Below are 21,151 nucleotides of genomic sequence, written 5' to 3' on the forward strand. Positions count from 1 at the left end.
TGCGAAGTTGCGGAACGTCGCAGCGGATCTGAATCGCGTCGTGTTCGACACGTTTTGCTTCGCGAGGTTCCCTTGTGATCGCTCTAGTGCCTCTGCATCTGAACCGTTCTTCTGCGCGTGTTCACCCTGAATGCGGACGCGACGCGCGCGAACGCCAACATTCCCTTAACCATGCTCCGCTACAGTCAGGTGCATGGACCTGCAGACCTCTCCGTTTCCGCCGTTCCGTGGCCGCGACCGGTTGATCGCTGCAGTCGACGCGGCGGTGACCGCCGGTGATGCCGGGCGCATCACCGCCGACCTGCAGCTGGCGCTGCAGGAAGCCATAACCGACAGCCGCATCGAATTGCCCGAATGCGTGCATCGGCCGGTCAGTGATCATTACGCGCGACGTCCGCTGTACCACAGCCGCGAACACGGCTACAGCGTGATCGCCATGAGCTGGGGCCCAGGGCAGGGCACGCCGCTGCACGACCACGATGCCATGTGGTGTGTGGAGGGAGTGTGGTTGGGCGAACTGGAGATCACCCGTTACGAGCTGCTGGAGCGCGCCGGCGAGCGCTGGCGTTTCCACCGCCACGCCACGCTGCGCGGAGGCTGCGGCAGTGCCGGCAGCCTGATCCCGCCGCACGAGTACCACACCCTGCGCAACGCCAGCGACGACGCATTGGCGATTTCTGTGCACGTGTACGAGTCGCAGATGGAGCGCTCGGCGGTGTTCGACCCGCTCGGTGGCGACTGGTACCAGCGCCGCATCCAGGCGCTGCAGGCCGACCCGGCCTGACCGGGGCAGGGCGGGGCGACGCTGCCAGCACCTTCGTGAGCCACGTGGCATCATGCGCCGCTGCGCTGCCGTACCCGGCGGCGATCCGCGATGCCCCGTCGGGCAAGGAGCAAGACCATGTCCAGCGCTGATCCGCGCCTGCGCGCGCTGTTGAAGCTGGCACCGGTGATCCCGGTGTACACCCCCGAAGATGTGAATGAAGCGGTCGACGTCGCCCAGGCACTGTTCCGCGGCGGCCTGCCGGTAATCGAGGTGACGCTGCGCACGCCGCAAGCGCTGGATGCGATCAAGGCGATGGTGGAGGCCGTGCCGGACGCGGTGATCGGTGCCGGCACCGTACTCGACGCCGCGCAGATGCAGGCAGCAAAGCAGGCCGGCGCGCGCTTCGCGGTGTCCCCCGGTGCCACGCCGGCGTTGTATGCGGCCGCGCGTGATGCCGACCTGCCGTACCTGCCCGGTGCCGCCACCGCCTCGGACCTGATCCTGGGCCTGGAGCATGGCCAGGACACCTTCAAGTTCTTCCCGGCGGTACAGACCGGCGGCGCCGCGCTACTGGCCGCCTGGCACGGTCCGTTCGCCGATGTGCGCTTCTGCCCGACCGGCGGCATCAGTGCGCAGACCGCACCGCAGTTCCTGCACCTGCCCAACGTGCTGTGCGTGGGCGGTTCGTGGCTGACCACCCCGGCACTGCTGCAGACCCGCGACTGGGAGGCGATCGAACGCCTGGCCCGCGAGGCGTCCGTGCTGGCCAGCTGAACCTGCTCGGCGAATCTTCAAAGGTTTGATCGTGATCAAAGCGCCGGCCTCGTGCCGGCGTCATTCTGTGGGCAAGCGCACTACGGAGATCCGAACATGAATTCGACCATGAAGGCCGCTGTCGTGCGTGAGTTCGGCAAGCCACTGGTGATCGAGGAAGTCTCGGTACCACGCCCGGGGGCGGGCGAGGTACTGGTCAGGATCGAGGCCTGTGGCGTCTGCCACACCGACCTGCACGCCGCCGAGGGCGACTGGCCGGTGAAACCGAACCCGCCGTTCATCCCCGGCCACGAGGGCGTGGGGCACGTCGTGGCCGTGGGAGGCGGGGTAGGGCACGTCAAGGAAGGCGACAGGGTCGGCATCCCCTGGTTGTACTCGGCGTGTGGCCATTGCGAACACTGCCTGGGTGGCTGGGAAACGCTGTGCGAGACACAGCGCAATACCGGTTACTCGGTCAACGGCGGCTTCGCCGAGTACGCACTGGCCGATGCCAACTATGTCGGCCTGCTTCCGAAGGACGTGGGCTTCGTCGAGATCGCACCGGTGCTGTGCGCCGGCGTGACCGTCTACAAGGGCCTGAAGGTCACCGACACCAAGCCCGGCGACTGGGTGGCGATTTCCGGCATCGGTGGCCTGGGCCACATGGCGGTGCAGTACGCCCGTGCGATGGGCCTGAACGTGGCTGCGGTGGACGTGGACGACAACAAGCTGGCATTGGCCCGGCAGCTCGGCGCGCAGATCACCGTGAACGCGCGTACCACCGATCCGGCCGCCTTCCTCAGGAAGGAGATCGGCGGCGCGCACGGCGCCCTGGTCACGGCGGTCTCACCGAAGGCGTTCGAGCAGGCGCTGGGCATGGTCCGCCGTGGCGGCACCGTCTCGCTCAACGGCCTGCCGCCCGGTAATTTCCCGCTGGACATCTTCGGCATGGTGCTCAACGGCATCACCGTGCGCGGCTCGATCGTCGGCACCCGGCTGGACCTGCAGGAGTCGCTGCAGTTCGCCGCCGAAGGCAAGGTCGCGGCCACGGTCAGCACCGACCGCCTGGAGAACATCAACGACGTGTTCGCGCGCATGCACGCGGGCACCATTGAGGGCCGCGTGGTACTCGACTTCGCTGCCTGACCGCCCGTGCATGGCCGCCGTCGCTCCGTCCCCCTCTCCCACGGACGCGGCGGCCATGCCGATTCATCGGTAGTGCCGGCCGCTGGCCGACAAACCCCAGGCGGTTCGGTAGTGCCGGCCGCTGGCCGGCAACGCGGGCACTCTGTGGCCGCCGTACAATGCGCGCATGCCCGGCCTGCTCAAGACCCTGTTCCTGTCCATCGTCGCCCTGATCGGCGGCGTCCTGTCGCTTGCGCTGGTCAGCAGCGTCGCCAGCTGGCTGCCCCCGTTGCTGGGCCTGTCGCCGGACAACAACAGCGTGCAGCTGGGCTGGGACCTCACCTTCAGCGTTCTTGGTGGCATCGCGGGCGTTTCCTTTGCCACCTATTACGCCCCCTGCTGGCCGCGTTCGCATGGCTTCTCGATCTGGTCGCTGATCGCGCTGGGCTGTGGCTACGCGATGTGGACGGCCGGCACTACCGCTTCAGCGACGGCAGCGTCTGCTTCAACTGCGTGATGCCCTGCCATGGGTCACTCTTCAGGCGTTGCGCCCTCGCCAGCGCCTTGCCCATGGGAAAGGCGTCGGCAGCACTGATACGCGCCAGTTCCTCCCAGCGCAGCGGCACTGCCACACCGGCGGAATCGCGCGCGCGCAGCGACCACGAGCACACGCTGGTGGCTCCTCGGGTGTTGCGCAACCAGTCGATGAAGATGACGCCACTGCGCTTGGCCTTGCTCATCGTCGCCACATAGCGATCAGGTTGCTCCTTTGCCATTGCCTGCGCAAAGGCCTCGCAGAACGCCTTCGCCTCGTCCCAGCCAGCCTTGGGCTGCAGTGGTACCACCACATGCAGCCCCTTGCCGCCAGACAGCCGCACGAAGCTCTCCAGGCCCACCTGCTGCAGACGATCACGCACATCACGTGCACCCGATTTCACCTGTGCCCAGCTGACGCCGTTGCCAGGATCGAGATCGAATACCAGTCGATCCGGATGCTCGGTGTCTGCTACGGTCGCACCCCACGGATGCAGCTCCAGCGTGTTCATCTGCACCAGCTGCAGCAGGCCCCGTGCGTCGTCGATATAGACATAGTCCTCGCGGCCGCTCTTCTGCTGCAGGGGCACCGCGTGCACCGCGTCGCCCAGGCCGGGGCCATGATGCTTCTGGAAGAAACAGGCCTTGCCCACCCCATCGGGGCAGCGCAGCAATGACAGCGGCCGTCCGGCAATTTCGGGCAGGATCCAGCGCGCCATGCGCCGGTAATAGTCGGCCACGTCGCCTTTGCCCAGTCCCTGCCTGGGAAACACCACCCGCTCCGGATGCGTGATCTGGACCTCACCCCCGGCTTCAGCAACTGCTGTTGCGTTGCTCATTCCCAGGTCCTCCTTCTGCTTGTCGCTGCGCAGCCGCTTGAAACTGGCCTGGCGCAGCAGGCCTTCCTTGCCCCAGCCACGGAACGCCACTTCCGCCACCGTCACCGGCTTCACCCAGCGCACGCTGGCGGCGCGGAACGGCACATGCGCCGGAAGCTGCAGCACGGGCGTCTTTACTGCCAGTGGCTGCAATGCCTTGAGCAGCGCGCGCAGGTTCTCGTCGTCGAAGCCGGTACCGACGCGGCCCACATAGCGCAGACCCTCCTTGTCCGGCGTTGCCAGCAACAATGATCCGAAACCCACCCGCGAGCCCCTGGGGGCCGTGTAGCCGACAATCACGAACTCGTCGGTGTCTTCGTGCTTCACCTTCACCCAGCTGCGTGCGCGGGCGTTCACGTACGGCGCGTCCACCTGCTTGCTGACGATGCCTTCGAATCCCGCCTGGCCACTGGCATCGAACACCTGTGGACCCTGGTCGATCACGTGTTCGCTGAAGGCCAGGATGCCGGGCACGGGTCCGATGAGATCCTTCAGCAGCGCTTTGCGTTCCAGCAATGGCGCACGACTGATGTCCGCGTTGGCCACACCCGGAAGATCGAACACGATGTAGCGCAGCGGTTGCTTCGAGCTTCCATCGATCACGCGCTGCAACGCTGCGAAATCGCTGCGCCCTTCCTTGTCCAGCACCACCAGCTCACCGTCCAGGCGCGCATCGCGCACCGGCAGCGCCTGCACAGCCTGCACGACCTCGGGGAAGTCATCGGTCCAATCCAGGCCATTGCGGGAGCGGAGCTTCACCTCGCCGTCGTGCAGATCGGCCAGCAGGCGATAGCCGTCCCACTTGATCTCGTGCAGCCAACGCGCGCCGTCCGGCGCGCTGTCGCGATGATCGGTCAATTGCGGCTTGAACCCATGCGGGTAGGGCGCGTCACGTGCACCGTCCAGTTTCAGCGCGCGCGCATGCCAGCGTGCATCGGCCTTGCGGGTAGCCGTGCGTGCGGCGGGCACAACACGCCCTGCCTTCCCCTCAGTGCGCTTCATCACGGTGGATGCGCGCTTGGGCACGTGCGCATCCAGCAGATCGTCTGCTTCGGCATCGCGCGCCTGCTCGTCGTCGCGCTTGATCAGCAGCCACTGCACCTGGCGTCCCTTCATTGCCGTGCGCACCAGCTTCCAGCCACCGGCCAGGCGTTGTCCATGCAGTACGAAGTCGATCTTTCCAGCTGCCAGCGCCTGCAGTGGATCGCCTTCGCAGGCCCAGGTGCCCTGATCGAACACCTCCACGTGCCCCGCGCCGTAGTGGCCTTCGGGAATGTCGCCCTCGAAGCCAGCGTAGGACAACGGGTGATCTTCCACTTCCACGGCCAGCCGCTTCTCGCCGACGCGAAGCGAAGGACCTTTCGGCACTGCCCAGCTCTTCAGCACGCCGTCCATCTCAAGGCGGAAGTCATAGTGGCGCGAACTGGCATGGTGCAGCTGGATGACGAAGGTTGGCCGCCGCTGCGGATCACCGCGTGCGGGTGTGTCGTCAGGCTCCGGCGTCTGCCCTGTGCCTCCGCCAAGCCGGCGCTTGCGCCGGTACTGGTGCAGCGACATGGTTCAACCTGCCTTGCGCCGTGGTGCGGCCTTCTTTGCAGCCTTCTTCGTTGTCTTCTTTGCGGCCTTCTTCACCGTCGACTTTGTAGCTGCCTTGCGCGTTGCGGCCTTCTTCGCCGGCGTGCGTTTGTTCGCATCCAGGCTCTTCTGCAGCAACGCCATGAAGTCGACAACGTTCGTTGTCGCATCCTCGTGTGGTGCGGGCTCATCTTCCACCCGCGTGGTACCGCCCTTGGACTTGATGCGCTTGTTCAGCACCTGCTGCAGGCGCTCGCGGAATTCATCGTGGTAGTGCGATGGGTCCCAATCGCCGGACATCGACTCGATCAACTGCTCGGCCATCGCCGTTTCCTTGCTGGTGATGCGGTAGTCGGACAGCTTGCCGGCAGGCAGCTTGTAGTCCTCGGGATCCACCAGTTCCTGCGGATAGCGCAGGATCATCAGCACCAGCGCGTCCGCATGCGGCATCACCGCACACAGGTACTCGCGCGTGCGCACCACCACCCGGGCAATGCCTACCTTGCCGGTACTGCGCAGCGTTTCGCGCAGGAGCACGTAGCCCTTTTCGGCCTTCTTGCCGGGCACCAGCAGGTACGGCTTCTCGTAGTAGCGCGGGTCGATCTGCGCTGCGTCCACGAAGGATTCCACCTCCACCGCTTCGTGGCTTTCCGGCGCCGCCGAGCGGATGTCGCCTTCCTCCAGCACGACATAACTGCCCTTGTCGTACTCATAGGCTTTCACGATGTCCTTCCAGGGCACTTCCTCGCCGGTGTCGGCGTTGACCCTTTCGAAACGGATCGGCTTGCGATCGCGCGAGTCGAGCATGCGGAACTGCAGGTCAACCTTGCGTTCGCCGGACATCAGCGACACCGGCACATTGAGCAGTCCGAAGGACAGCGTACCGGTCCAGATCGGGCGGGCCATGGACGCACCTTTGATGGGGCAGGGCACCCAGCTTCGGATGGGCGGTGTAAACCACCCGTGTCGATACCGTGCACGTGGGTTCCACGCAGGTGCGGTAGTGTCGGCCGGCCAGCAGAGCTCGCGGCCTGAAGTGTCCTGGGGTTGCCGGCCAGCGGCCGGCACTACTGCAGCAACGGCCTCACCGCCGCCGCCGGAATATGGTCCAGCGCGCGCCAGGCGTCCTCCACCACCGGCCGCGCCTGCGACCAGCCCAGCCGCGACTGCCCGCGCATCTGTTCCCAGTGCTCGGCCAATTCCTCGCAGGTATCGGCAGCGTCGCCGCGCGGCCAGTCGGCAGCATGGGTTGTCAACGCGAAGGCATAGACCGGGCACAGGTCACGCCAGTTGCGATGACTTTGCCCGCGACGTTCCTCGTAGTCACTGAGCATGTACTGCAGATAGTCCTGGGCCACCGCCTGCGGATCCTCATGGCGGCGCGTGCGGCGCTGCGCGGTACGTTGGCCGAGCGGATCGAGCAGGGCGTTGAACACGGACGGTGCGGGTCGTTCAAGACGGGGCATGGCCGGCTCCTGCAGCGGGGGCGGGTGGGCAGGAATACGCGCGGTGCCGTTACCAGCGGGTGAGCGAGATGTTCATGACGCCAGGTTCGCGGCGGCTTTACCTGCGTCGCGGTGTAGTGGGAACCCCAAGCGCAGGTAGCCAGACCATGAGCCGAGAGACCTCCCGCGACCCGCTGCGCGCAAACCACCCGCCCATTCCGGGCGAGCAGCGCGGCAAACGCGATGCCGACAACGCCGACTACCGTGGCACCGGCGCACCGTTCTTCGATGCCGAGCACGGGAGCGACCATCTGCCGGTGAAGCACGAGGCTGAACAGGCAGCGCAGGACCGCAAGGATGGCGGTGACCGCCATCGCGGTGGCCAGGAAAGCCCGCTCAAGCGCCGCGAACGCAAGCAGCGCGCCAGCGACAACCAGGACGAAGCGCTGGAGGAGACCTTCCCGGCCAGCGACCCGACATCGCCGTTCGTGCCAGCCAAGGCCCCCGACTGACGGGTAGTGCCGGCCGCTGGCCGGCAACCTCCTGACCTCCTGCACGGCGCGATGCCGGCCAGCGGCCGGCACTACCCCTTCAACGCCACGACCATTGCAGGCCGACGTTGGCCCGCCGTCCCGGTCCCGGTTCGTAGAAGCGCCCGTTGCCATCGTTGACGATCACCGAGCCTATGTAGGCCTGGTCCAGCACGTTCTCCATCCGGGCGAAGGCGCGCAGCTCGCCACCCGGCAGGGCCCAGCGACGGCCGCCTTCCAGATGCAGCAGGGCGAAGCCGGGCGCGCGTTCGGTCGCCACGTCGTTGACTACGGTATCACTGCCGGCGGAGGCCTCCAGCGCCCACTGCCACTGGCCGGGCGACCATTGCAGCCGGGCAAAGGCCTGCTGGCGCGGTACCCCGGGCAGGCGGCTGCCGGCGGCAACCAGGGTGTTGGAGGTGAGGTACGGCGAACGCGCCTGCGCCTGCAGCCAGGTCCACGCCAGCTGCAGCTCCAGCTGCTCGGCCAGCGGCTGGCGATACTGCAGTTCCACACCCTGGCGGCGGGTGCGGCCGATGTTGCGATACGTGCTGCGACCGCCGATGTTGCTTGCAACTGCCAGCTCATCGTCGGTATCTGCACGGAACAGGCTGACATCGAGCCGAGTTCCATCCTGTGCGTGCCACTTGCTGCCTAGCTCCAGGCTGCGGCTGCGGGCGGCCGCCAGATCCAGCGCCAGACCCGCCTGACCATCGGCGCGATACCCCAGCTCGTTGACGGTGGGGGTCTCGAATCCACGCCCCACGGCGGCATGCAGGCGCCACTGCGGGCTGGCCTCGAAGCTGACGCCTGCCACCGGCGTGGTCGCCTGGTAGCGCCGGTGGCCACTGTCATCCGGGTTGCGGGGGGTGAAGTAGCGATCGTCCGAGTCGAAACGCACCGCGCTGTGGCGCACCCCGGCCAGCAGCGACCAGCGCGGACTCCATTGCCACCAGGCCTGGGCGAACTGGTCCACGTTCTGCACGGTATCGATCTGGTCACGGCGCAGGCGCCCGCGCACCCCGAGGGCGCTGCCCACGAAGTTCTCGTAGCCGGTGCGGTGCTGGCGCTGGCGGTCGGCGCTGAGCCCGGCCACCAGGTCCAGCGGCCGGCCGGCGAGGTCGCCGTGCCAGCCCCAGCGCGCGTCCAGCCCGCCATACCCGCCCTGCAGATCGATCACGCCGCCGGCATGCAGCGGGCTGTTGGTCTGGGGTGCCGGCGGAATCGGCAGGTATTGGGTCACCGTGCGTTGGCCGGCATAGCCCATCAATTGCCAGCGCTCTGCCCCGGTCTCCCGGGTCCAGCGCAGGCCAGCCTGCTGCTGGCGCACCGATTTGCGGGTGTTGTACTGGTGCGCGACTGCCGTGGCCTGGCGCGGATCAGCCGCCACCTGGGCACGGCTCAGGCCCAGCGGATCCTGCGCATCGGGGGCATCCAGCGCATTGAGCAGCAGCTCCAGCCGCCCACCGCTTAGATCACCACCAATGCGTGCGTTGAGCGATTCGCGGCGCGCACGGCTGTGGTCCCGCCAGCCATCGGTGCGGAAGTGGTTGGCCGCGATGTTGTAGTCCAGCGCTGGGCCGGCACCCTTGAGCTGTGCGCCGACACTGAGCGTGTTGTCGGCGCCGGCATTCACGCGCAACCGCCACGGGTCACCGGCCTGGCCCTGCGCGCTCCAGACCTGCAGCACGCCGCCGGAGGAATTGCCGTACAGCGCCGAGAACGGCCCGCGCAGCACCTCGATGCGCTCGGCGCCCAACAGGCTGGCATGCGACAGCTGGCCCTGGCCGTCAGGCATGGTGGCCGGCACGCCGTCGATCAGCACCCGCACCCCGCGCACGCCGAAGGTCGAGCGTGCGCCGAAGCCACGAATCGACAGCTGCGTGTCCTGGGCGAAGTTCTGCCGGTCACGTGCCAGCAGTCCGGGGACCCCGGCCAAGGCCTCAGACAGCTGCGCACCGGTGCCCGCGCGGCTGGCGTCGATCCAGACCGTGTCCTGGCTGGCCGGCAGCGCGAACGGATCGATGCCCGGCACCCGGGCGGCCTGTACCTGCACCGCAGGCAGGGCGGTGGGCGCAGGCTCGGCCACCGCCGTCCAAGGCGACAGCAGCAGGGCGGACAGCGGCAGGCAACGGCGTCGTGCGGCGGGATTCATGATTCAGGTTGATGGATCGGGCGGCAACGCACGCCATGGTACGGGGCCGCGGATGACGATGGCGGCGGCCAGCCCCGGCAGGCTTTGTTACGATGGGATGTTTCCGGCCGAAAAGCCGCGGACCGCGTAGCGCACTTCCTCCCCCTTTCCGTCTACCGAACGAGTACCGCCGTGTCCTTCTTTGCAAACGTGGAACTGGTCCCAGTCGACCCGATCCTGGGCCTGACCGAGGCGTACAACGCCGACAGCCGCCCGACCAAGGTCAACCTGGGTGTGGGCATCTACTACGACGAGAGCGGCCGCATTCCGCTGCTGCGCGCCGTCAAGCAGATCGAGCAGCAGCTCGCCGCTGAAGCCAAACCGCGCGGCTACCTGCCGATCGATGGCCTGCCGGCGTACACGCAGGCGACGCGTGAGCTGGTGTTCGGCAAGGATTCGCCGCTGCTGGCCGCCGGCCGCGTGACCACCGCGCAGACCGTTGGTGGCAGCGGTGCGCTGCGCGTCGGCGCCGACGTGCTGAAGAAGCTGCTGCCGCACGCCACCGTTGCGCTGAGCAACCCGAGCTGGGAAAACCACCGTGCGGTGTTCAGCGCCGCCGGTTTCGAGGTGCTGGATTACACCTACTTCGACCCGGGCACCCATGGCGTCGATTTCGACGGCATGCTGGCCGACCTGGGCAAGCTGGAAGCCGGCACCGTGGTGCTGCTGCACGCCTGCTGCCACAACCCCACCGGCGCTGACCTCACGGTCACCCAGTGGAAGCAGGTCGCGCAACTGCTGAAGGACAAGCAGCTGTTCCCCTTCATCGACATGGCCTACCAGGGCTTCGACAAGGGCATCGAGCAGGACGGCGCAGCGGTGCGCATCATCGCCGAAGCCGGCATCGACAGCTTCATCGTCGCCAACTCGTACTCCAAGTCGTTCTCGCTGTATGGCGAGCGCGTGGGTGCGCTGTCGATGGTGGCGCCGACCGCCGCTGACGCCAAGGCCGTGCAATCGCAGGTCAAGCGCGTGATCCGCACCATCTACTCCAGCCCATCCACCCACGGCGCTGCACTGGTGGCCGGCGTGCTGACCAACCCGGAACTGCGTGCGATGTGGGAGCAGGAGCTGACCGAGATGCGCGAGCGCATCCACGCCCTGCGCCACGGCCTGGTCGAGAAGCTGGCCGCTGCCGGTGCACCGCAGTTCGGTTTCATCAACGAGCAGGCCGGCATGTTCTCCTACTCCGGCCTGAGCCGTGAGCAGGTCGAGCGCCTGCGCGACGAGTTCGGCATCTACGCCGTCGGCACCGGCCGTATCTGCGTGGCCGCGCTGAACCAGAACAACCTGGAATACGTCGCCAAGGCCGTGGCCACCGTCGCCAAGGGCTGAAGCAACGCTCCAGTAGCTTGAGGACAAAGGCGCCGAAAGGCGCCTTTGTTTTTTGCTTTTGCTCTTGCCTTTGCCATCCCCACCGCGCTCGCGGCGAACCCTGAAGCGCGTGGGAGGGGGAGGTGATGCAGGACCGTTGGCGCCATGGATGGCGCCATCGAGCTTACATGGACGTACTTGCAGCGTGTCCTGCATCGCCTCCCCCTTCCACGCGCCTCGACAAAAGGAAGGCGCCACAAGCGCAACGCATCTGGAAACGATTACGGCTTCCCGCGCTCACGCACGCCCCCGCCAGACGGGCGACAATAGGTGTTTTCCCGCTGCCGAGACCTGCCCGCTCATGTCCCGTACTTCGTTGACCCGCTTCCTGATCCAGGAACAGCACGCCGGCCGCATCAATGCCGACCTGCGCCAGCTGATCGCGGTCGTCGCCCGCGCCTGCACCAGCATCTCCATCGCCGTCAGCAAGGGCGCCCTCGGTGGCGTGCTCGGCGACGCCGGTACCGGCAACGTGCAGGGTGAAGCGCAGAAGAAGCTCGACGTCATCAGCAACGAGATCCTGCTCGAAGCCAACGCCTGGGGTGGCCACCTCGCCGCCTGCGCCTCGGAGGAAATGGACCACAGCCAGCCGGTGCCGGACATCTATCCCCGCGGTGATTTCCTGCTGCTGTTCGATCCCCTCGATGGCAGCTCCAACATCGACGTCAACGTCTCCGTCGGCACCATCTTCTCCGTGCTGCGCTGCCCGACCAATGTCGAGCTGCCGGGCGACGACGCCTTCCTGCAGCCGGGCAGCAAGCAGATCGCCGCCGGCTACTGCATCTACGGGCCCAGCACCCAGCTGGTGCTGACCGTCGGCCATGGCACCCACGCCTTCACCCTGGACCGCGAGAAGGGCGAGTTCGTGCTGACCACCGAGAACATGCAGATCCCGGCGGCCACCCAGGAATTCGCGATCAACATGTCCAACCAGCGCCACTGGGAAGCGCCGATGCAGGCCTACGTCGGCGACCTGCTGGCGGGCAAGGAAGGCGTACGCGGCAAGAACTTCAACATGCGCTGGATCGCCAGCATGGTGGCCGACGTGCATCGCATCCTTACCCGCGGCGGCATCTTCATCTACCCGTGGGACAAGAAGGACCCGTCCAAGGCCGGCAAGCTGCGCCTGATGTACGAAGCCAACCCGATGGGCCTGCTGGTCGAGCAGGCCGGCGGTGCCGCCTGGACCGGCCGCGAGCGCATCCTCGACATCCAGCCCGACCAGCTGCACCAGCGCGTGCCGGTGTTCCTCGGTTCGCGCGAGGAAGTGGCCGAGGCCGTGCGCTACCACCACGCACACGACGACGCACAGGGCTGACAACCGATCGCCTGACAGCGGTCATGGCAGATCGATGACATGACCGTGGGGTGACACCGAGGGCGGCAAACGGCACCATCAAGCCGTTGCCGCCTAAGGAACGCACGCATGCACGAGCAGGGCCCGGTCGATTTCATCGAAGTCATCCACAACGCCGTCCCCAGCGAGGTCTGCGCGGCGATCGTCGAGCGCATGCGTGCCACGCGTGGCCTGCTGCCCGGTGCGGTGGGCAGTGGCGTGTTCCCGGAACTCAAGCACAGCAAGGATCTGCGCATCAGCGGCCTGGACGGCTGGCAGGATGTTGATCAGCAGCTGCAGATTGCGGTGTTCAACGGCCTGCTGACTTATCTACGCCGTTATCCACAGGCGTTGATCGCCCCACTGATGTTGCAGATCCAGGACAGCAACGGCCAACTGCGACGCCTGTCTGCCGAGGACTTCCCCGACATGCCGCAGCAGCAGCTGGCCGACCTGGCCCGCACCTGCCTGCGCCCGGGTGCGATCAACCTGCAGTGGTATGCGGCGGGCGAGGGCGGCTACCCGTACTGGCACTGCGAGCTGTACCCGAAGGATGCGCAGGCCGAGACACTGCACCGGCATGTGCTGTGGACGCTGTACCTCAACGACGACTTTGACGAAGGTGAAACCGAGTTCCTGTTCCAGGGCCGCAAGATCGCGCCGCGTACCGGCAGCCTGCTGATCGCCCCGACGGCGTTCACCCACACCCATCGTGGCAACCGGCCGCAGGGTGGCGACAAGTTCATCGCGACGAGTTGGATCCTGTTCCAGAGTGCGCAGAAGTTGTTTGGGGGGTAATGCCGAGCTGCTCGTCGGCCGCGTATGTAGAGTCGAGCCATGCTCGACTGATGGACTCAGAACAACGAGCCCTGCGGCGACTCCTTCTTCGGCGGCAGCGGCTTCTGGAAACGGCTGCAATCCAGCTTCGGCCAATGGCTGTTCTGTGCATTGAAGCCCAGACGCTTGCGTGCCAGCTTGAAGCGGTTGTTCAACAGATCGGCATACACGCCCTGGCCACGCATACGCGTGCCGAACTGGCTGTCGTAGTCCTTGCCACCGCGCAGCTGCTGGATGGTGCTCATCACGTGCGCAGCGCGATCGGGATGGTGCGTATCCAGCCAGTCGCGGAACAGCGGTGCCACTTCCAGCGGCAGGCGCAGCAGCACGTAACCGGCGGTGCTCGCACCTGCGCCGTGCGCAGCCTCCAGCACGGCTTCCAGCTCGCTGTCGTTGATCCAGGGAATCACCGGCGCCACCATCACACCGACCGGAATGCCGGCGTCATGCAGGCGCTTCATCGCGCGCAGCCGTGCATGTGGCGCTGATGCACGCGGTTCCAGCTTCGCGGAAAGATGCGGGTCCAGCGAGGTCACCGAGAAGTGCACGCTGACCAGGTTCTCCGCGGCCAGCGGCGCGAGCAGATCGATGTCGCGCTCGACCAGTGCGTTCTTGGTGATCAGCGAGAACGGATGCCGGGTCTCCAGCATCACTTCAATCAGCTGGCGGGTCAGCTTGAACTTGCGTTCGATCGGCTGGTACGCATCGGTGTTGATGCCCAGTGCGATCGGCTGCGGCACATAGCCCGGTTTCGACAGTTCCTTGCGCAGCAGCTGCGGCGCATTGGTCTTGGCGAACAGCTTGGTCTCGAAGTCCAGCCCCGGCGACAGGTTCAGATAGGCATGCGAAGGGCGGGCGAAGCAGTACGAGCAGCCGTGCTCGCAACCGCGGTAGGGATTCACCGATTGACTGAAGCCGACGTCGGGCGAGTTGTTGCGGGTGATGATGCTGCGCGCGGTTTCGGCGCGTACTTCGGTGCGCAGGCGCGGGGCGAGGAACTCTTCGCTTTCGTCGACCGCCCAGCCGTCGTCCACCGTCTCGCTGACGGTGCTTTCAAAGCGCCCGGCAAGGTGGGACGTGGAACCTCGGCCCTTGATCGCAATACCCATTGCGGCAGGGTACGTCGTGGCCGTCTCAATGGCTGCGACGGCCGCCTGAAGGGTTCAGGGCGAGGCTGAGCCGAGCATGGACTCGGCTCTACAGTTGATGCAGAGACCTTGTGGAGCCGAGCCTACGCTCGGCTGCAATGCATCAGAGCAGCGCCAGGTACCCGCGCACGGTGGCATCCAGCCCGTCATACAGTGCCTCGCCGATCAGCGCATGACCGATCGACACCTCCAGCACCTCCGGCACGTGGGCCAGGAAGTCGCGCAGGTTGTCCTGCGACAGGTCGTGGCCAGCATTGACACCCAGGCCGACGGCCTGCGCTCGTCGGGCAGCAGTGGCGAACAGCGCCAGCATCGCATCGGCATCGCCCGCCGCATGCGCCTCTGCATAGGGCCCGGTATACAGCTCGATGCGGTCCGCCCCCACCTCGGCTGCCTGCTCCAGCAATGGGTTGCCCGCGTCAACAAACAGGCTGACCCGACACCCCATGGCCTTCAGCGCAGCCACCAGCGGACGCAGGCGCTCGGCATCGCGTTCGAAGTCGAAACCGTGGTCGGAGGTGATCTGGCCATCATCATCGGGGACCAGGGTGGCCTGCGCCGGACGGGTCTGTTCGCACAGCGGCAGCAGCCCCGGGTAGCCCTCGCGCGGCGGCGCGAACGGATTGCCTTCGATGTTGAATTCAACGCCACGCGCGCGGGTCAGCGTGGACAGGGCCAGCACGTCCTCGGCGGTGATATGCCGGCGGTCCGGCCGCGGATGCACGGTGATGCCATGCGCGCCGGCATCCAGGCAGGCCTGGGCGGCGCGCACCACGTCCGGTTCGGCGCCGCCGCGCGAATTGCGCAGGACGGCGATCTTGTTGACGTTGACGCTGAGCTGGGTCATGGAACGGGACTACTTGGAAAGAGGGGACGGGTCGTGGTCGTTGTGGTCGTCAGTGCGGCGGACCTGGGCCTGTTCGCGCAGGCGGCGCAGCTCCTCGGCATCGATCAGCGTGGCCGGGTCGCGCTGCAGGTCACCGAAGCGGGCCACGTAGCGGCCGCGCACCCAGGCCAGCAGGAAGCCGAGCGCCGCCAGCAGGCACAGGGTCATCAACCCCGCGCTCGGGGTCTTCAGGGCGAAGGCAAAGCAGCTCAGCGCCAGCAGCAGGTACAACCAGTACATAGTCGGGCTCCCCGGATGATCGCCGCAGTGTAGCGCTGCGTCAGAGCAGCGGCGAGGCCAGCCGGGCGAAGGCCTCGGGCAGGCGGTGCAGCCACAGCGAGCGGCCGGCCTGGTCGTGCACCCGCGTGGAACGGTCGAATTCGCCCTGCAGCAGTTCGGCCAGTGCAGCGACGCGGTCACGGTCGCTGATCATCATCGACAGTTCGAAGTTCAGCCGGAAGCTGCGGTGGTCGAAGTTGGCGCTGCCGACGATGCAGACATCGTCGTCGGCGATGAACGCCTTGGTATGCAGCATGCGCGGGCCGTACTCGTAGATCTTCACGCCCGCGTGCAGCAGTTCGTCGAAGTAGGACCGTGCGGCCTGGGTGACGAACCAGGAGTCGCTCATCTTCGGCACCAGCAGGCGCACGTCCAGGCCGCCCAGCGCGGCCGAGGTCAGCGCCATCCTCGCTGCTTCACCGGGCACGAAGTAGGGCGTCACCAGCCACACGCGCTCGTGTGCTTCCTGGATCGCCGCCACGTGCAGGCGGTGGATGGTCTCCCAGCCCGAGTCGGGCCCGGACACCAGCACTTGGGCGCTGATCGATCCATCCGCACGCAGCGGCATGTCGGCCGGCCACAGGCGGGCGATGTCGAAACGCGAGTGGTCCTGGCCACTGGCATAGAGCCAGTCCTCGGCGAACACCAGCTGCAGGCTGCGCACCACGTGGCCGCGGATACGCATGTGCAGGTCGCGGTAAGCGTCGGGCCTGCGGCTCTCGTCTTCCTCGTCAGTGATGTTGATGCCGCCGGTGAAGGCGAGGCGACCGTCGACGATCACCAGCTTGCGGTGGGTGCGCAGGTTCAGCCACGGGCGCTTGAACGGCTTCAGCAGCTGTCGCGGATGGAACCAGATCGCTTCGCCGCCGGCGTCCAGCAGTGGCTGCAGGAAGCGCCGGGGCAGGGCGGAAGAGCCCACCGCATCCAGCAGCAGGCGCACCTGCACACCGGCCTGCGCACGTTCGACCAGGGCATCGCGCAGTGCGGTGCCGGCATGGTCGGGGTTGAAGATGTAGTACTCCAGGTGCACGTGGTCGCGCGCCTGCGCGATCGCGTCGTGCAGCGCGGCATAGGTGGCTGCGCCGTCGACCAGCCAGGTCACCTCGGTGGCACTGCTGGGCGCCAGTCCGGTGGTGGCCTGGGCAACCTTGGCCAGCTCGGTGCAGTCCGAATCGGGCGGGCAGACATCGCTGTAGTGCTCCATGCCCGAGCGTGCACGGCCACGACGCAGCCGTTGCCGCTTCACCTTCTGCGGCCCCAGCAGGTAGTAGATGAAGAGCCCGAGGTAGGGCAGCAGTGCCAGCGAAAGGATCCAGCTCAGCGTGGCCACCGGCTCGCGCTTCTGCAGCATGATCCAGCCCGCCAGCGCGAACAGGTAGAGCAGGTAGGCCACCGCCAGGATCGTGCCGAGGTGGGCGATGCCGTCGAGCCAATGGCGCAGGGAGTCGAAGAGGGCGAGCATCCGCCGATCATAGCGGCGCCTGCTGCCGGATGGGGTCGGATGGGCTCAGATCCCTTTCCTCAGGAAAAGGGATCTGACCCCAACCCGTGCGCCACGACGAGAACACAAAAAAACGCCCCTGTTTCCAGGGGCGTCTGCAGTCGCGTCATGACTGTTGTATTGCGGTGTAGCGTTTACTGCTGCACAAATCCGATCTTCTTCATCTGAGCATTCTTCGCGGCGGCCAGAACCTTGGCCATCACGTCGTACTCGGAATCCGGGCTGGCGTCGATGCGCAGTTCCGGCTGGTTGGTCGGGTCACGCTGGACCTCCTGCTCCATCCGCTGCTGCAGCTCGCTGGTATTGATCGGGCTGTTGTTCCACGAGACCTGGTTGCTGGCGTCGATCTTCAGTTCGATCGGCGGCGGCGGTTCGACCAGCTGCGGCGGTGGGTTGAGCACGCGCTGCGGCAGGTCCACGGCGATCGGGTACGTCATGATCGGCGCGGTCACGATGAAGATGATCAGCAGAACCAGCATCACGTCCACGAGGGGCGTGACGTTGATGTCTGCCATGGGGCCCTTGCCACCACCACTACTGAATGCCATGGCTTATTGCCCCTTTTCTTTGGTCGCAACGAAGCCGACGTCCAGCATGCCCTGTTCCTGCGCGACCTTGGTCAGGTCGTTGATGACGCGCATCTTGGTGGTGCGGTCACCACGCAGGTTCAGCGGCGGCTGCGGGGTCTGCTGTGCGGCGGTCGCCAAGCGGGACTCGAGAGTCTGCTTGTTGATTTCTTCGTCGTTCCAGTAGATCGAGCCGTCTTCCTTGACTGCCAGCGTGATCGGGTTCGGACGCTTTTCAGCATCTTCCGGCTTCTGGATCAGGTTGGCTTCCGGCAGATCCACCTTGACCTTGTGGGACATCAGGGGCGCCGTGATGATGAAGATGATCAGCAGCACCAGCATCACGTCCACGAGGGGCGTAACGTTGATGTCGGCCATGGGGCCGCCGCTGTTACCACTACTGAAAGCCATAACGGGCTCCGTCTAGATCTTGGTGACTACTTACTTCGTCGCTGGGTGACGCGCGCCGCAATTAGCGGACGCGCGAACCGGTGGCGAAGAAGTCGTGCAGGTCGTGCGCGAAGGTATCGAACTTGCTGATGGTCGCGCTGTTGATCTTGCTGAAGAAGTTGAAGGCGAACACGGCCGGGATTGCGACGAACAGACCGATCGCGGTCATGATCAGCGCTTCACCCACCGGGCCGGCAACGGCGTCGATCGAAGCGGAGCCGGTGGCACCGATCTTGATCAGCGCGCCGTAGATGCCCCACACGGTACCCAGCAGACCGACGAACGGAGCGGTCGCGCCGACGGTGGCCAGCAGCGTCATGCCCGACTGCAGCTTGTTGCTTTCGCGGGTGACGGCCTGGCGCAGAGCGCGGTCGACGAACTCCGAACGGCTCAGGTTCTCACCGACGCCGCCGGTAGCACCGCCTTCAGCGCGCTGGTGGTGAGCAGCGGCCTGGGCAGCGTCCAGGGCGATCTTCGAGAACGGCTCCGAAGCCGGCTGCTCTTCCATCGCACGGATGGCGTCCTGCGCGTTCGGGGTGTCCCAGAACAGGCTGACGACGCGGTCAGCGGCGCTCTTCAGGCGGGTGGCACGGAAGATGTTGATGACGGTCCAGTACCAGGACATGGCCGACATGGCGATCAGGGTCAGCAGCACGACCCAGGAAACCGCGAAATCACCCGGCTTGGTGGTCATTTCGTGGATCAGGTGCTCGAAGCCCATCTGCGACAGGGCGTTGGACGGATTGCCCCCGGCAGCAGCGGCGATGAAAATTTCCTGCAGCATGACGCTTACCTTTGTTGTGTGTGGTGATAAAGGGTGTAGCTAAGCTAAACAATCGAACCGGGAGCGGGGGTGGCCGGAGGGCCACCCGGTCGCATCAGTTCAGCGCAAAGTTGACCGGGACGCGAACGCGACCTGCCGCCTTCTTACCGACAGATTCAGCGGCGTTGAAGCGCCACTTGCGAGCTGCTTCCATCGCAGCACGGTCCAGGTCGCGGTTACGGCTGGACTTTTCCACCGTGACATTGGTGACGTTGCCGTTGGCATCGACATCAATGATCAGGATCACTTCGCCCTGGATACCCGCGCGGAAGGCGGCCGGCGGATAGCGCGGCGGATTCATGGCCTTCGACGAGATGTCCACGCTGGCCTCGATCGAGGTCGGCGGAGCCGGCGGCGACGGGGGCGACGGCGGGGTGACGATATCGTTCGGGCGCGGCTCCGGCACGTCCACGACCGGCGCCTGCGGCGGCGGCGGTACGGGCGACGGCTTCGGCGGCGACAGATTCTTCACCGGCGGTGGCGGAGTATCCTGCGGCGGCGGCGGCGGCGGCGGCGGTGGGGGCGGCGGCGGCGCGTCGACGATGGTCACCATGACGTTGCGCTCCTTCTCCGCGACGGCCTTGGGAGCCACGGCGGGAATGAGGAGCATCATGAAGGCGGCCAGATGCAGGGCAATTACAAACGCGATGCCGACGATGCGAGGCCAGCTCAGCCCCTTGTCATCGGGTTGTTCGTACCGGTGAACGACTAGTTGTTCCGTCATGCGCCAAGAGCTCAATAGTGGGGCCGGAATCCCGGGGGCGGGATCCCTGATCAGCGGTGCATGACACCGCAGGAACCTCCAAGCTTATACCAATCCTGAGCGCCTGCGCATCAACTGAGCAGGCATTCAGGCGTTATTCCTACTTACTTCAGGTTGATGATTTTTTTGGCATCCGCCTGGTTCTTCACGCCCTTCGCCAGCGCCTGCTGGGCGGCCTGCTTGGCCTCGGGGACGCGACCTTCGGCATGCAGGACGCGTGCCAGGTTCAGGTAGGTCTCACCGTCCTTGGAGAGCGGGGCAGCCTTCTGCCACGCATCGATCGCCTGCGGCACCTGGTCGGAGTAGTAGTAGGACTGGGCCAGCGCCAGGTAGACCTGGTAGTCCGGCTTCAGGATGCCCTTCTGCAACCCTTCGTTGATGACCGCGATGACGTCCTTTTCCTTGTTCTCGGTGTTGGCATAGATCGAGTACAGCTGCTTGTACTCGCGCTCTTCGGTGAGCTGGCCGCTGCTGCGCAGCTTGTCCATCACCGCGGCGGCCTTCGGCATCTGGTCAGCCTGCATGTACATGTTGGCCAGATTCAGCTGGGCCTTCTTGTCCGTCGGGTTCTTGGCCGCCAGCGCTTCTGCGGCCTGCACGGCCTCACCGGTCTGGCCGGCTTCGGACAGGGCCGCCATCAGCAGCTGGTTCCAGTTGTCCTTCGGTTCGGCGGCGCCGGCGATGGCCTGCTTCAGCACCGGGATCGCTTCCTGGTAGCGCTCCAGCTGGTACAGCGCCTGGCCCTTGGCGATCAGCTCTTCCGGCTTGGTCGACTTGCTCTCTGCGAAGTACTTGTCCAGGGTGGCCAGGCCTTCGGCGGTCTTGTCTTCCTGCAGCTGCAGCTGGCCCAGCATCAGCATCGACTGGAAGTGGCCGTTGTTGTCCAGGCCGTTGAACTGGATCACCTGCTTCAGGTACGCGATGGCGCCCGGCACGTCGTCGGTCTGGTAGGCGGCCTGCGAGGCCAGCTGCGCGGCCAGCGACTTGTCGTACTCGTTGGAAGCGCTGTCGGCCAGGATCGCGTCAGCCTGTTCGCGCGTCTCCGGGAACTTTTCCTTGTTGTAGCTGTCGATCATTTTCTGCAGCTTGCTGCCCATCTTGGCCGAGGCCTTGGCGGTCGGCTCCTGGCGGGTCGCATTCGGGTACAGCGGTTCGGCCTTGGCCTGCTTGCTGCTACCGCCGCGGCTGCCACGGTCGGAGGAACGCGAGGACTGCGCAAAGGCATCGGTGACCACGGCGCCGGTCAGGGCGGTCGCGACGAGGACGGAAAGCACAGCTTTGTGGTTACGGAAAATCATCGTTCACCTCGATCGAACCGCCGGATAGCGGCAAAGTCGGACTGTCAGAAAAATCTGAGCCGCCAAACGTATCAGAAACAGATGGCGTGA

Annotated in this window: 21 protein-coding genes; 8 read left to right on the forward strand and 13 right to left on the reverse strand. The window is 66.1% G+C overall.

Annotated elements, in window-relative coordinates:
* Window positions 1-193 precede the first annotated feature (193 nt).
* The 4 genes from VG556_RS14565 to VG556_RS14580 all read left to right on the forward strand — a co-directional run bounded on the left by VG556_RS14565 (window position 194) and on the right by VG556_RS14580 (window position 3,161).
* The gene (locus VG556_RS14565; protein WP_014645425.1) at window positions 194-784 is read left to right on the forward strand and encodes a cysteine dioxygenase family protein; all 591 of its coding nucleotides are present in this window, start codon (window positions 194-196) and stop codon (window positions 782-784) included.
* Between the two features lie 117 nt (window positions 785-901).
* Window positions 902-1,540 carry a bifunctional 4-hydroxy-2-oxoglutarate aldolase/2-dehydro-3-deoxy-phosphogluconate aldolase gene (gene eda, locus VG556_RS14570; protein ID WP_049408883.1) on the forward strand — a complete coding sequence of 213 codons (639 nt, stop codon included), beginning with the start codon at window positions 902-904 and terminating at the stop codon, window positions 1,538-1,540.
* 96 nt (window positions 1,541-1,636) lie between these two features.
* The gene (gene adhP, locus VG556_RS14575; RefSeq protein ID WP_014645423.1) at window positions 1,637-2,665 is read left to right on the forward strand and encodes an alcohol dehydrogenase AdhP; all 1,029 of its coding nucleotides are present in this window, start codon (window positions 1,637-1,639) and stop codon (window positions 2,663-2,665) included.
* A gap of 166 nt (window positions 2,666-2,831) precedes the next feature.
* The gene (locus VG556_RS14580; RefSeq protein WP_423180022.1) at window positions 2,832-3,161 is read left to right on the forward strand and encodes a hypothetical protein; all 330 of its coding nucleotides are present in this window, start codon (window positions 2,832-2,834) and stop codon (window positions 3,159-3,161) included.
* On the opposite strand, the gene ligD is transcribed toward VG556_RS14580, so the two are convergent.
* The 3 genes from ligD to VG556_RS14595 all read right to left on the reverse strand — a co-directional run bounded on the left by ligD (window position 3,121) and on the right by VG556_RS14595 (window position 7,097).
* Window positions 3,121-5,613 carry a DNA ligase D gene (ligD, locus tag VG556_RS14585; protein ID WP_100450843.1) on the reverse strand — a complete coding sequence of 831 codons (2,493 nt, stop codon included), beginning with the start codon at window positions 5,611-5,613 and terminating at the stop codon, window positions 3,121-3,123. The genes VG556_RS14580 and ligD overlap by 41 nt on opposite strands.
* A gap of 3 nt (window positions 5,614-5,616) precedes the next feature.
* The gene (locus VG556_RS14590) at window positions 5,617-6,537 is read right to left on the reverse strand and encodes a Ku protein (protein WP_100450842.1); all 921 of its coding nucleotides are present in this window, start codon (window positions 6,535-6,537) and stop codon (window positions 5,617-5,619) included.
* Between the two features lie 161 nt (window positions 6,538-6,698).
* The gene (locus tag VG556_RS14595) at window positions 6,699-7,097 is read right to left on the reverse strand and encodes a hypothetical protein (protein ID WP_014035432.1); all 399 of its coding nucleotides are present in this window, start codon (window positions 7,095-7,097) and stop codon (window positions 6,699-6,701) included.
* A 146-nt stretch (window positions 7,098-7,243) separates the two neighbouring features.
* On the opposite strand from VG556_RS14595, the gene VG556_RS14600 reads away from it, so the two are divergent.
* Complete coding sequence (locus tag VG556_RS14600) at window positions 7,244-7,588, forward strand: hypothetical protein (protein ID WP_014645419.1); 345 nt, start codon at window positions 7,244-7,246, stop codon at window positions 7,586-7,588.
* A gap of 79 nt (window positions 7,589-7,667) precedes the next feature.
* On the opposite strand, the gene VG556_RS14605 is transcribed toward VG556_RS14600, so the two are convergent.
* Window positions 7,668-9,761, reverse strand: coding sequence for a TonB-dependent receptor family protein (locus VG556_RS14605; protein ID WP_100450841.1), 2,094 nt, complete (start codon window positions 9,759-9,761; stop codon window positions 7,668-7,670).
* Between the two features lie 171 nt (window positions 9,762-9,932).
* On the opposite strand from VG556_RS14605, the gene VG556_RS14610 reads away from it, so the two are divergent.
* The 3 genes from VG556_RS14610 (at window position 9,933) to VG556_RS14620 (ending at window position 13,308) form a co-directional block, all read left to right on the forward strand.
* Window positions 9,933-11,135 carry an aromatic amino acid transaminase gene (locus VG556_RS14610; RefSeq protein WP_100450840.1) on the forward strand — a complete coding sequence of 401 codons (1,203 nt, stop codon included), beginning with the start codon at window positions 9,933-9,935 and terminating at the stop codon, window positions 11,133-11,135.
* A 340-nt stretch (window positions 11,136-11,475) separates the two neighbouring features.
* Window positions 11,476-12,492, forward strand: a complete 1,017-nt coding sequence (locus VG556_RS14615) for a class 1 fructose-bisphosphatase (RefSeq protein ID WP_032957939.1) — start codon at window positions 11,476-11,478, stop codon at window positions 12,490-12,492.
* 108 nt (window positions 12,493-12,600) lie between these two features.
* Window positions 12,601-13,308, forward strand: a complete 708-nt coding sequence (locus VG556_RS14620; protein ID WP_100450839.1) for a 2OG-Fe(II) oxygenase — start codon at window positions 12,601-12,603, stop codon at window positions 13,306-13,308.
* A 56-nt stretch (window positions 13,309-13,364) separates the two neighbouring features.
* Here VG556_RS14620 and VG556_RS14625 read toward each other — a convergent pair whose 3' ends face one another.
* The 9 genes from VG556_RS14625 to VG556_RS14665 all read right to left on the reverse strand — a co-directional run bounded on the left by VG556_RS14625 (window position 13,365) and on the right by VG556_RS14665 (window position 21,061).
* Complete coding sequence (locus VG556_RS14625; RefSeq protein WP_111144234.1) at window positions 13,365-14,456, reverse strand: PA0069 family radical SAM protein; 1,092 nt, start codon at window positions 14,454-14,456, stop codon at window positions 13,365-13,367.
* Window positions 14,457-14,598: 142 nt separating this feature from the next.
* Complete coding sequence (locus tag VG556_RS14630; RefSeq protein ID WP_014645413.1) at window positions 14,599-15,342, reverse strand: pyridoxine 5'-phosphate synthase; 744 nt, start codon at window positions 15,340-15,342, stop codon at window positions 14,599-14,601.
* Window positions 15,343-15,351: 9 nt separating this feature from the next.
* Window positions 15,352-15,621 (reverse strand): hypothetical protein, encoded by a 270-nt coding sequence (locus VG556_RS14635; RefSeq protein ID WP_100450837.1) that lies wholly within the window; start codon window positions 15,619-15,621, stop codon window positions 15,352-15,354.
* A gap of 40 nt (window positions 15,622-15,661) precedes the next feature.
* A complete protein-coding gene (cls, locus tag VG556_RS14640) occupies window positions 15,662-17,122 on the reverse strand; it encodes a cardiolipin synthase (RefSeq protein ID WP_100450836.1) in 1,461 nt (486 codons plus the stop codon).
* A gap of 173 nt (window positions 17,123-17,295) precedes the next feature.
* On the reverse strand, window positions 17,296-17,709 hold the full coding sequence (locus tag VG556_RS14645; protein ID WP_005411740.1) for an ExbD/TolR family protein: 414 nt from the start codon (window positions 17,707-17,709) through the stop codon (window positions 17,296-17,298).
* Window positions 17,710-17,712: 3 nt separating this feature from the next.
* A complete protein-coding gene (locus VG556_RS14650; RefSeq protein WP_005421196.1) occupies window positions 17,713-18,138 on the reverse strand; it encodes an ExbD/TolR family protein in 426 nt (141 codons plus the stop codon).
* 61 nt (window positions 18,139-18,199) lie between these two features.
* Window positions 18,200-18,961 (reverse strand): TonB-system energizer ExbB, encoded by a 762-nt coding sequence (gene exbB, locus VG556_RS14655; RefSeq protein WP_005411738.1) that lies wholly within the window; start codon window positions 18,959-18,961, stop codon window positions 18,200-18,202.
* A 94-nt stretch (window positions 18,962-19,055) separates the two neighbouring features.
* Window positions 19,056-19,724: an energy transducer TonB gene (locus tag VG556_RS14660; protein WP_423180023.1), complete on the reverse strand. Its 669-nt coding sequence runs from the start codon at window positions 19,722-19,724 to the stop codon at window positions 19,056-19,058.
* A 143-nt stretch (window positions 19,725-19,867) separates the two neighbouring features.
* Window positions 19,868-21,061, reverse strand: coding sequence for a tetratricopeptide repeat protein (locus tag VG556_RS14665; protein ID WP_014035419.1), 1,194 nt, complete (start codon window positions 21,059-21,061; stop codon window positions 19,868-19,870).
* Between the last annotated feature and the right edge of the window lie 90 nt (window positions 21,062-21,151).

It is taken from the genome of Stenotrophomonas sp. CASM106 (assembly GCF_049384825.1).
Classification (GTDB): domain Bacteria; phylum Pseudomonadota; class Gammaproteobacteria; order Xanthomonadales; family Xanthomonadaceae; genus Stenotrophomonas; species Stenotrophomonas muris.

Bases quoted from the DNA above. Each gene is read 5' to 3' on its own strand.
- VG556_RS14590 (WP_100450842.1), bottom strand. From the start codon at position 6,537: ATGGCCCGCCCGATCTGGACCGGTACGCTGTCCTTCGGACTGCTCAAT.
- VG556_RS14635 (WP_100450837.1), bottom strand. From the start codon at position 15,621: ATGTACTGGTTGTACCTGCTGCTGGCGCTGAGCTGCTTTGCCTTCGCC.
- cls (WP_100450836.1), bottom strand. From the start codon at position 17,122: ATGCTCGCCCTCTTCGACTCCCTGCGCCATTGGCTCGACGGCATCGCC.
- eda (WP_049408883.1), top strand. From the start codon at position 902: ATGTCCAGCGCTGATCCGCGCCTGCGCGCGCTGTTGAAGCTGGCACCG.
- VG556_RS14620 (WP_100450839.1), top strand. From the start codon at position 12,601: ATGCACGAGCAGGGCCCGGTCGATTTCATCGAAGTCATCCACAACGCC.
- exbB (WP_005411738.1), bottom strand. From the start codon at position 18,961: ATGCTGCAGGAAATTTTCATCGCCGCTGCTGCCGGGGGCAATCCGTCC.
- VG556_RS14580 (WP_423180022.1), top strand. From the start codon at position 2,832: ATGCCCGGCCTGCTCAAGACCCTGTTCCTGTCCATCGTCGCCCTGATC.
- VG556_RS14615 (WP_032957939.1), top strand. From the start codon at position 11,476: ATGTCCCGTACTTCGTTGACCCGCTTCCTGATCCAGGAACAGCACGCC.
- VG556_RS14595 (WP_014035432.1), bottom strand. From the start codon at position 7,097: ATGCCCCGTCTTGAACGACCCGCACCGTCCGTGTTCAACGCCCTGCTC.
- VG556_RS14605 (WP_100450841.1), bottom strand. From the start codon at position 9,761: ATGAATCCCGCCGCACGACGCCGTTGCCTGCCGCTGTCCGCCCTGCTG.
- VG556_RS14630 (WP_014645413.1), bottom strand. From the start codon at position 15,342: ATGACCCAGCTCAGCGTCAACGTCAACAAGATCGCCGTCCTGCGCAAT.
- VG556_RS14565 (WP_014645425.1), top strand. From the start codon at position 194: ATGGACCTGCAGACCTCTCCGTTTCCGCCGTTCCGTGGCCGCGACCGG.
- adhP (WP_014645423.1), top strand. From the start codon at position 1,637: ATGAATTCGACCATGAAGGCCGCTGTCGTGCGTGAGTTCGGCAAGCCA.
- VG556_RS14645 (WP_005411740.1), bottom strand. From the start codon at position 17,709: ATGGCATTCAGTAGTGGTGGTGGCAAGGGCCCCATGGCAGACATCAAC.
- VG556_RS14665 (WP_014035419.1), bottom strand. From the start codon at position 21,061: ATGATTTTCCGTAACCACAAAGCTGTGCTTTCCGTCCTCGTCGCGACC.
- VG556_RS14660 (WP_423180023.1), bottom strand. From the start codon at position 19,724: ATGACGGAACAACTAGTCGTTCACCGGTACGAACAACCCGATGACAAG.
- VG556_RS14600 (WP_014645419.1), top strand. From the start codon at position 7,244: ATGAGCCGAGAGACCTCCCGCGACCCGCTGCGCGCAAACCACCCGCCC.
- ligD (WP_100450843.1), bottom strand. From the start codon at position 5,613: ATGTCGCTGCACCAGTACCGGCGCAAGCGCCGGCTTGGCGGAGGCACA.
- VG556_RS14650 (WP_005421196.1), bottom strand. From the start codon at position 18,138: ATGGCTTTCAGTAGTGGTAACAGCGGCGGCCCCATGGCCGACATCAAC.
- VG556_RS14625 (WP_111144234.1), bottom strand. From the start codon at position 14,456: ATGGGTATTGCGATCAAGGGCCGAGGTTCCACGTCCCACCTTGCCGGG.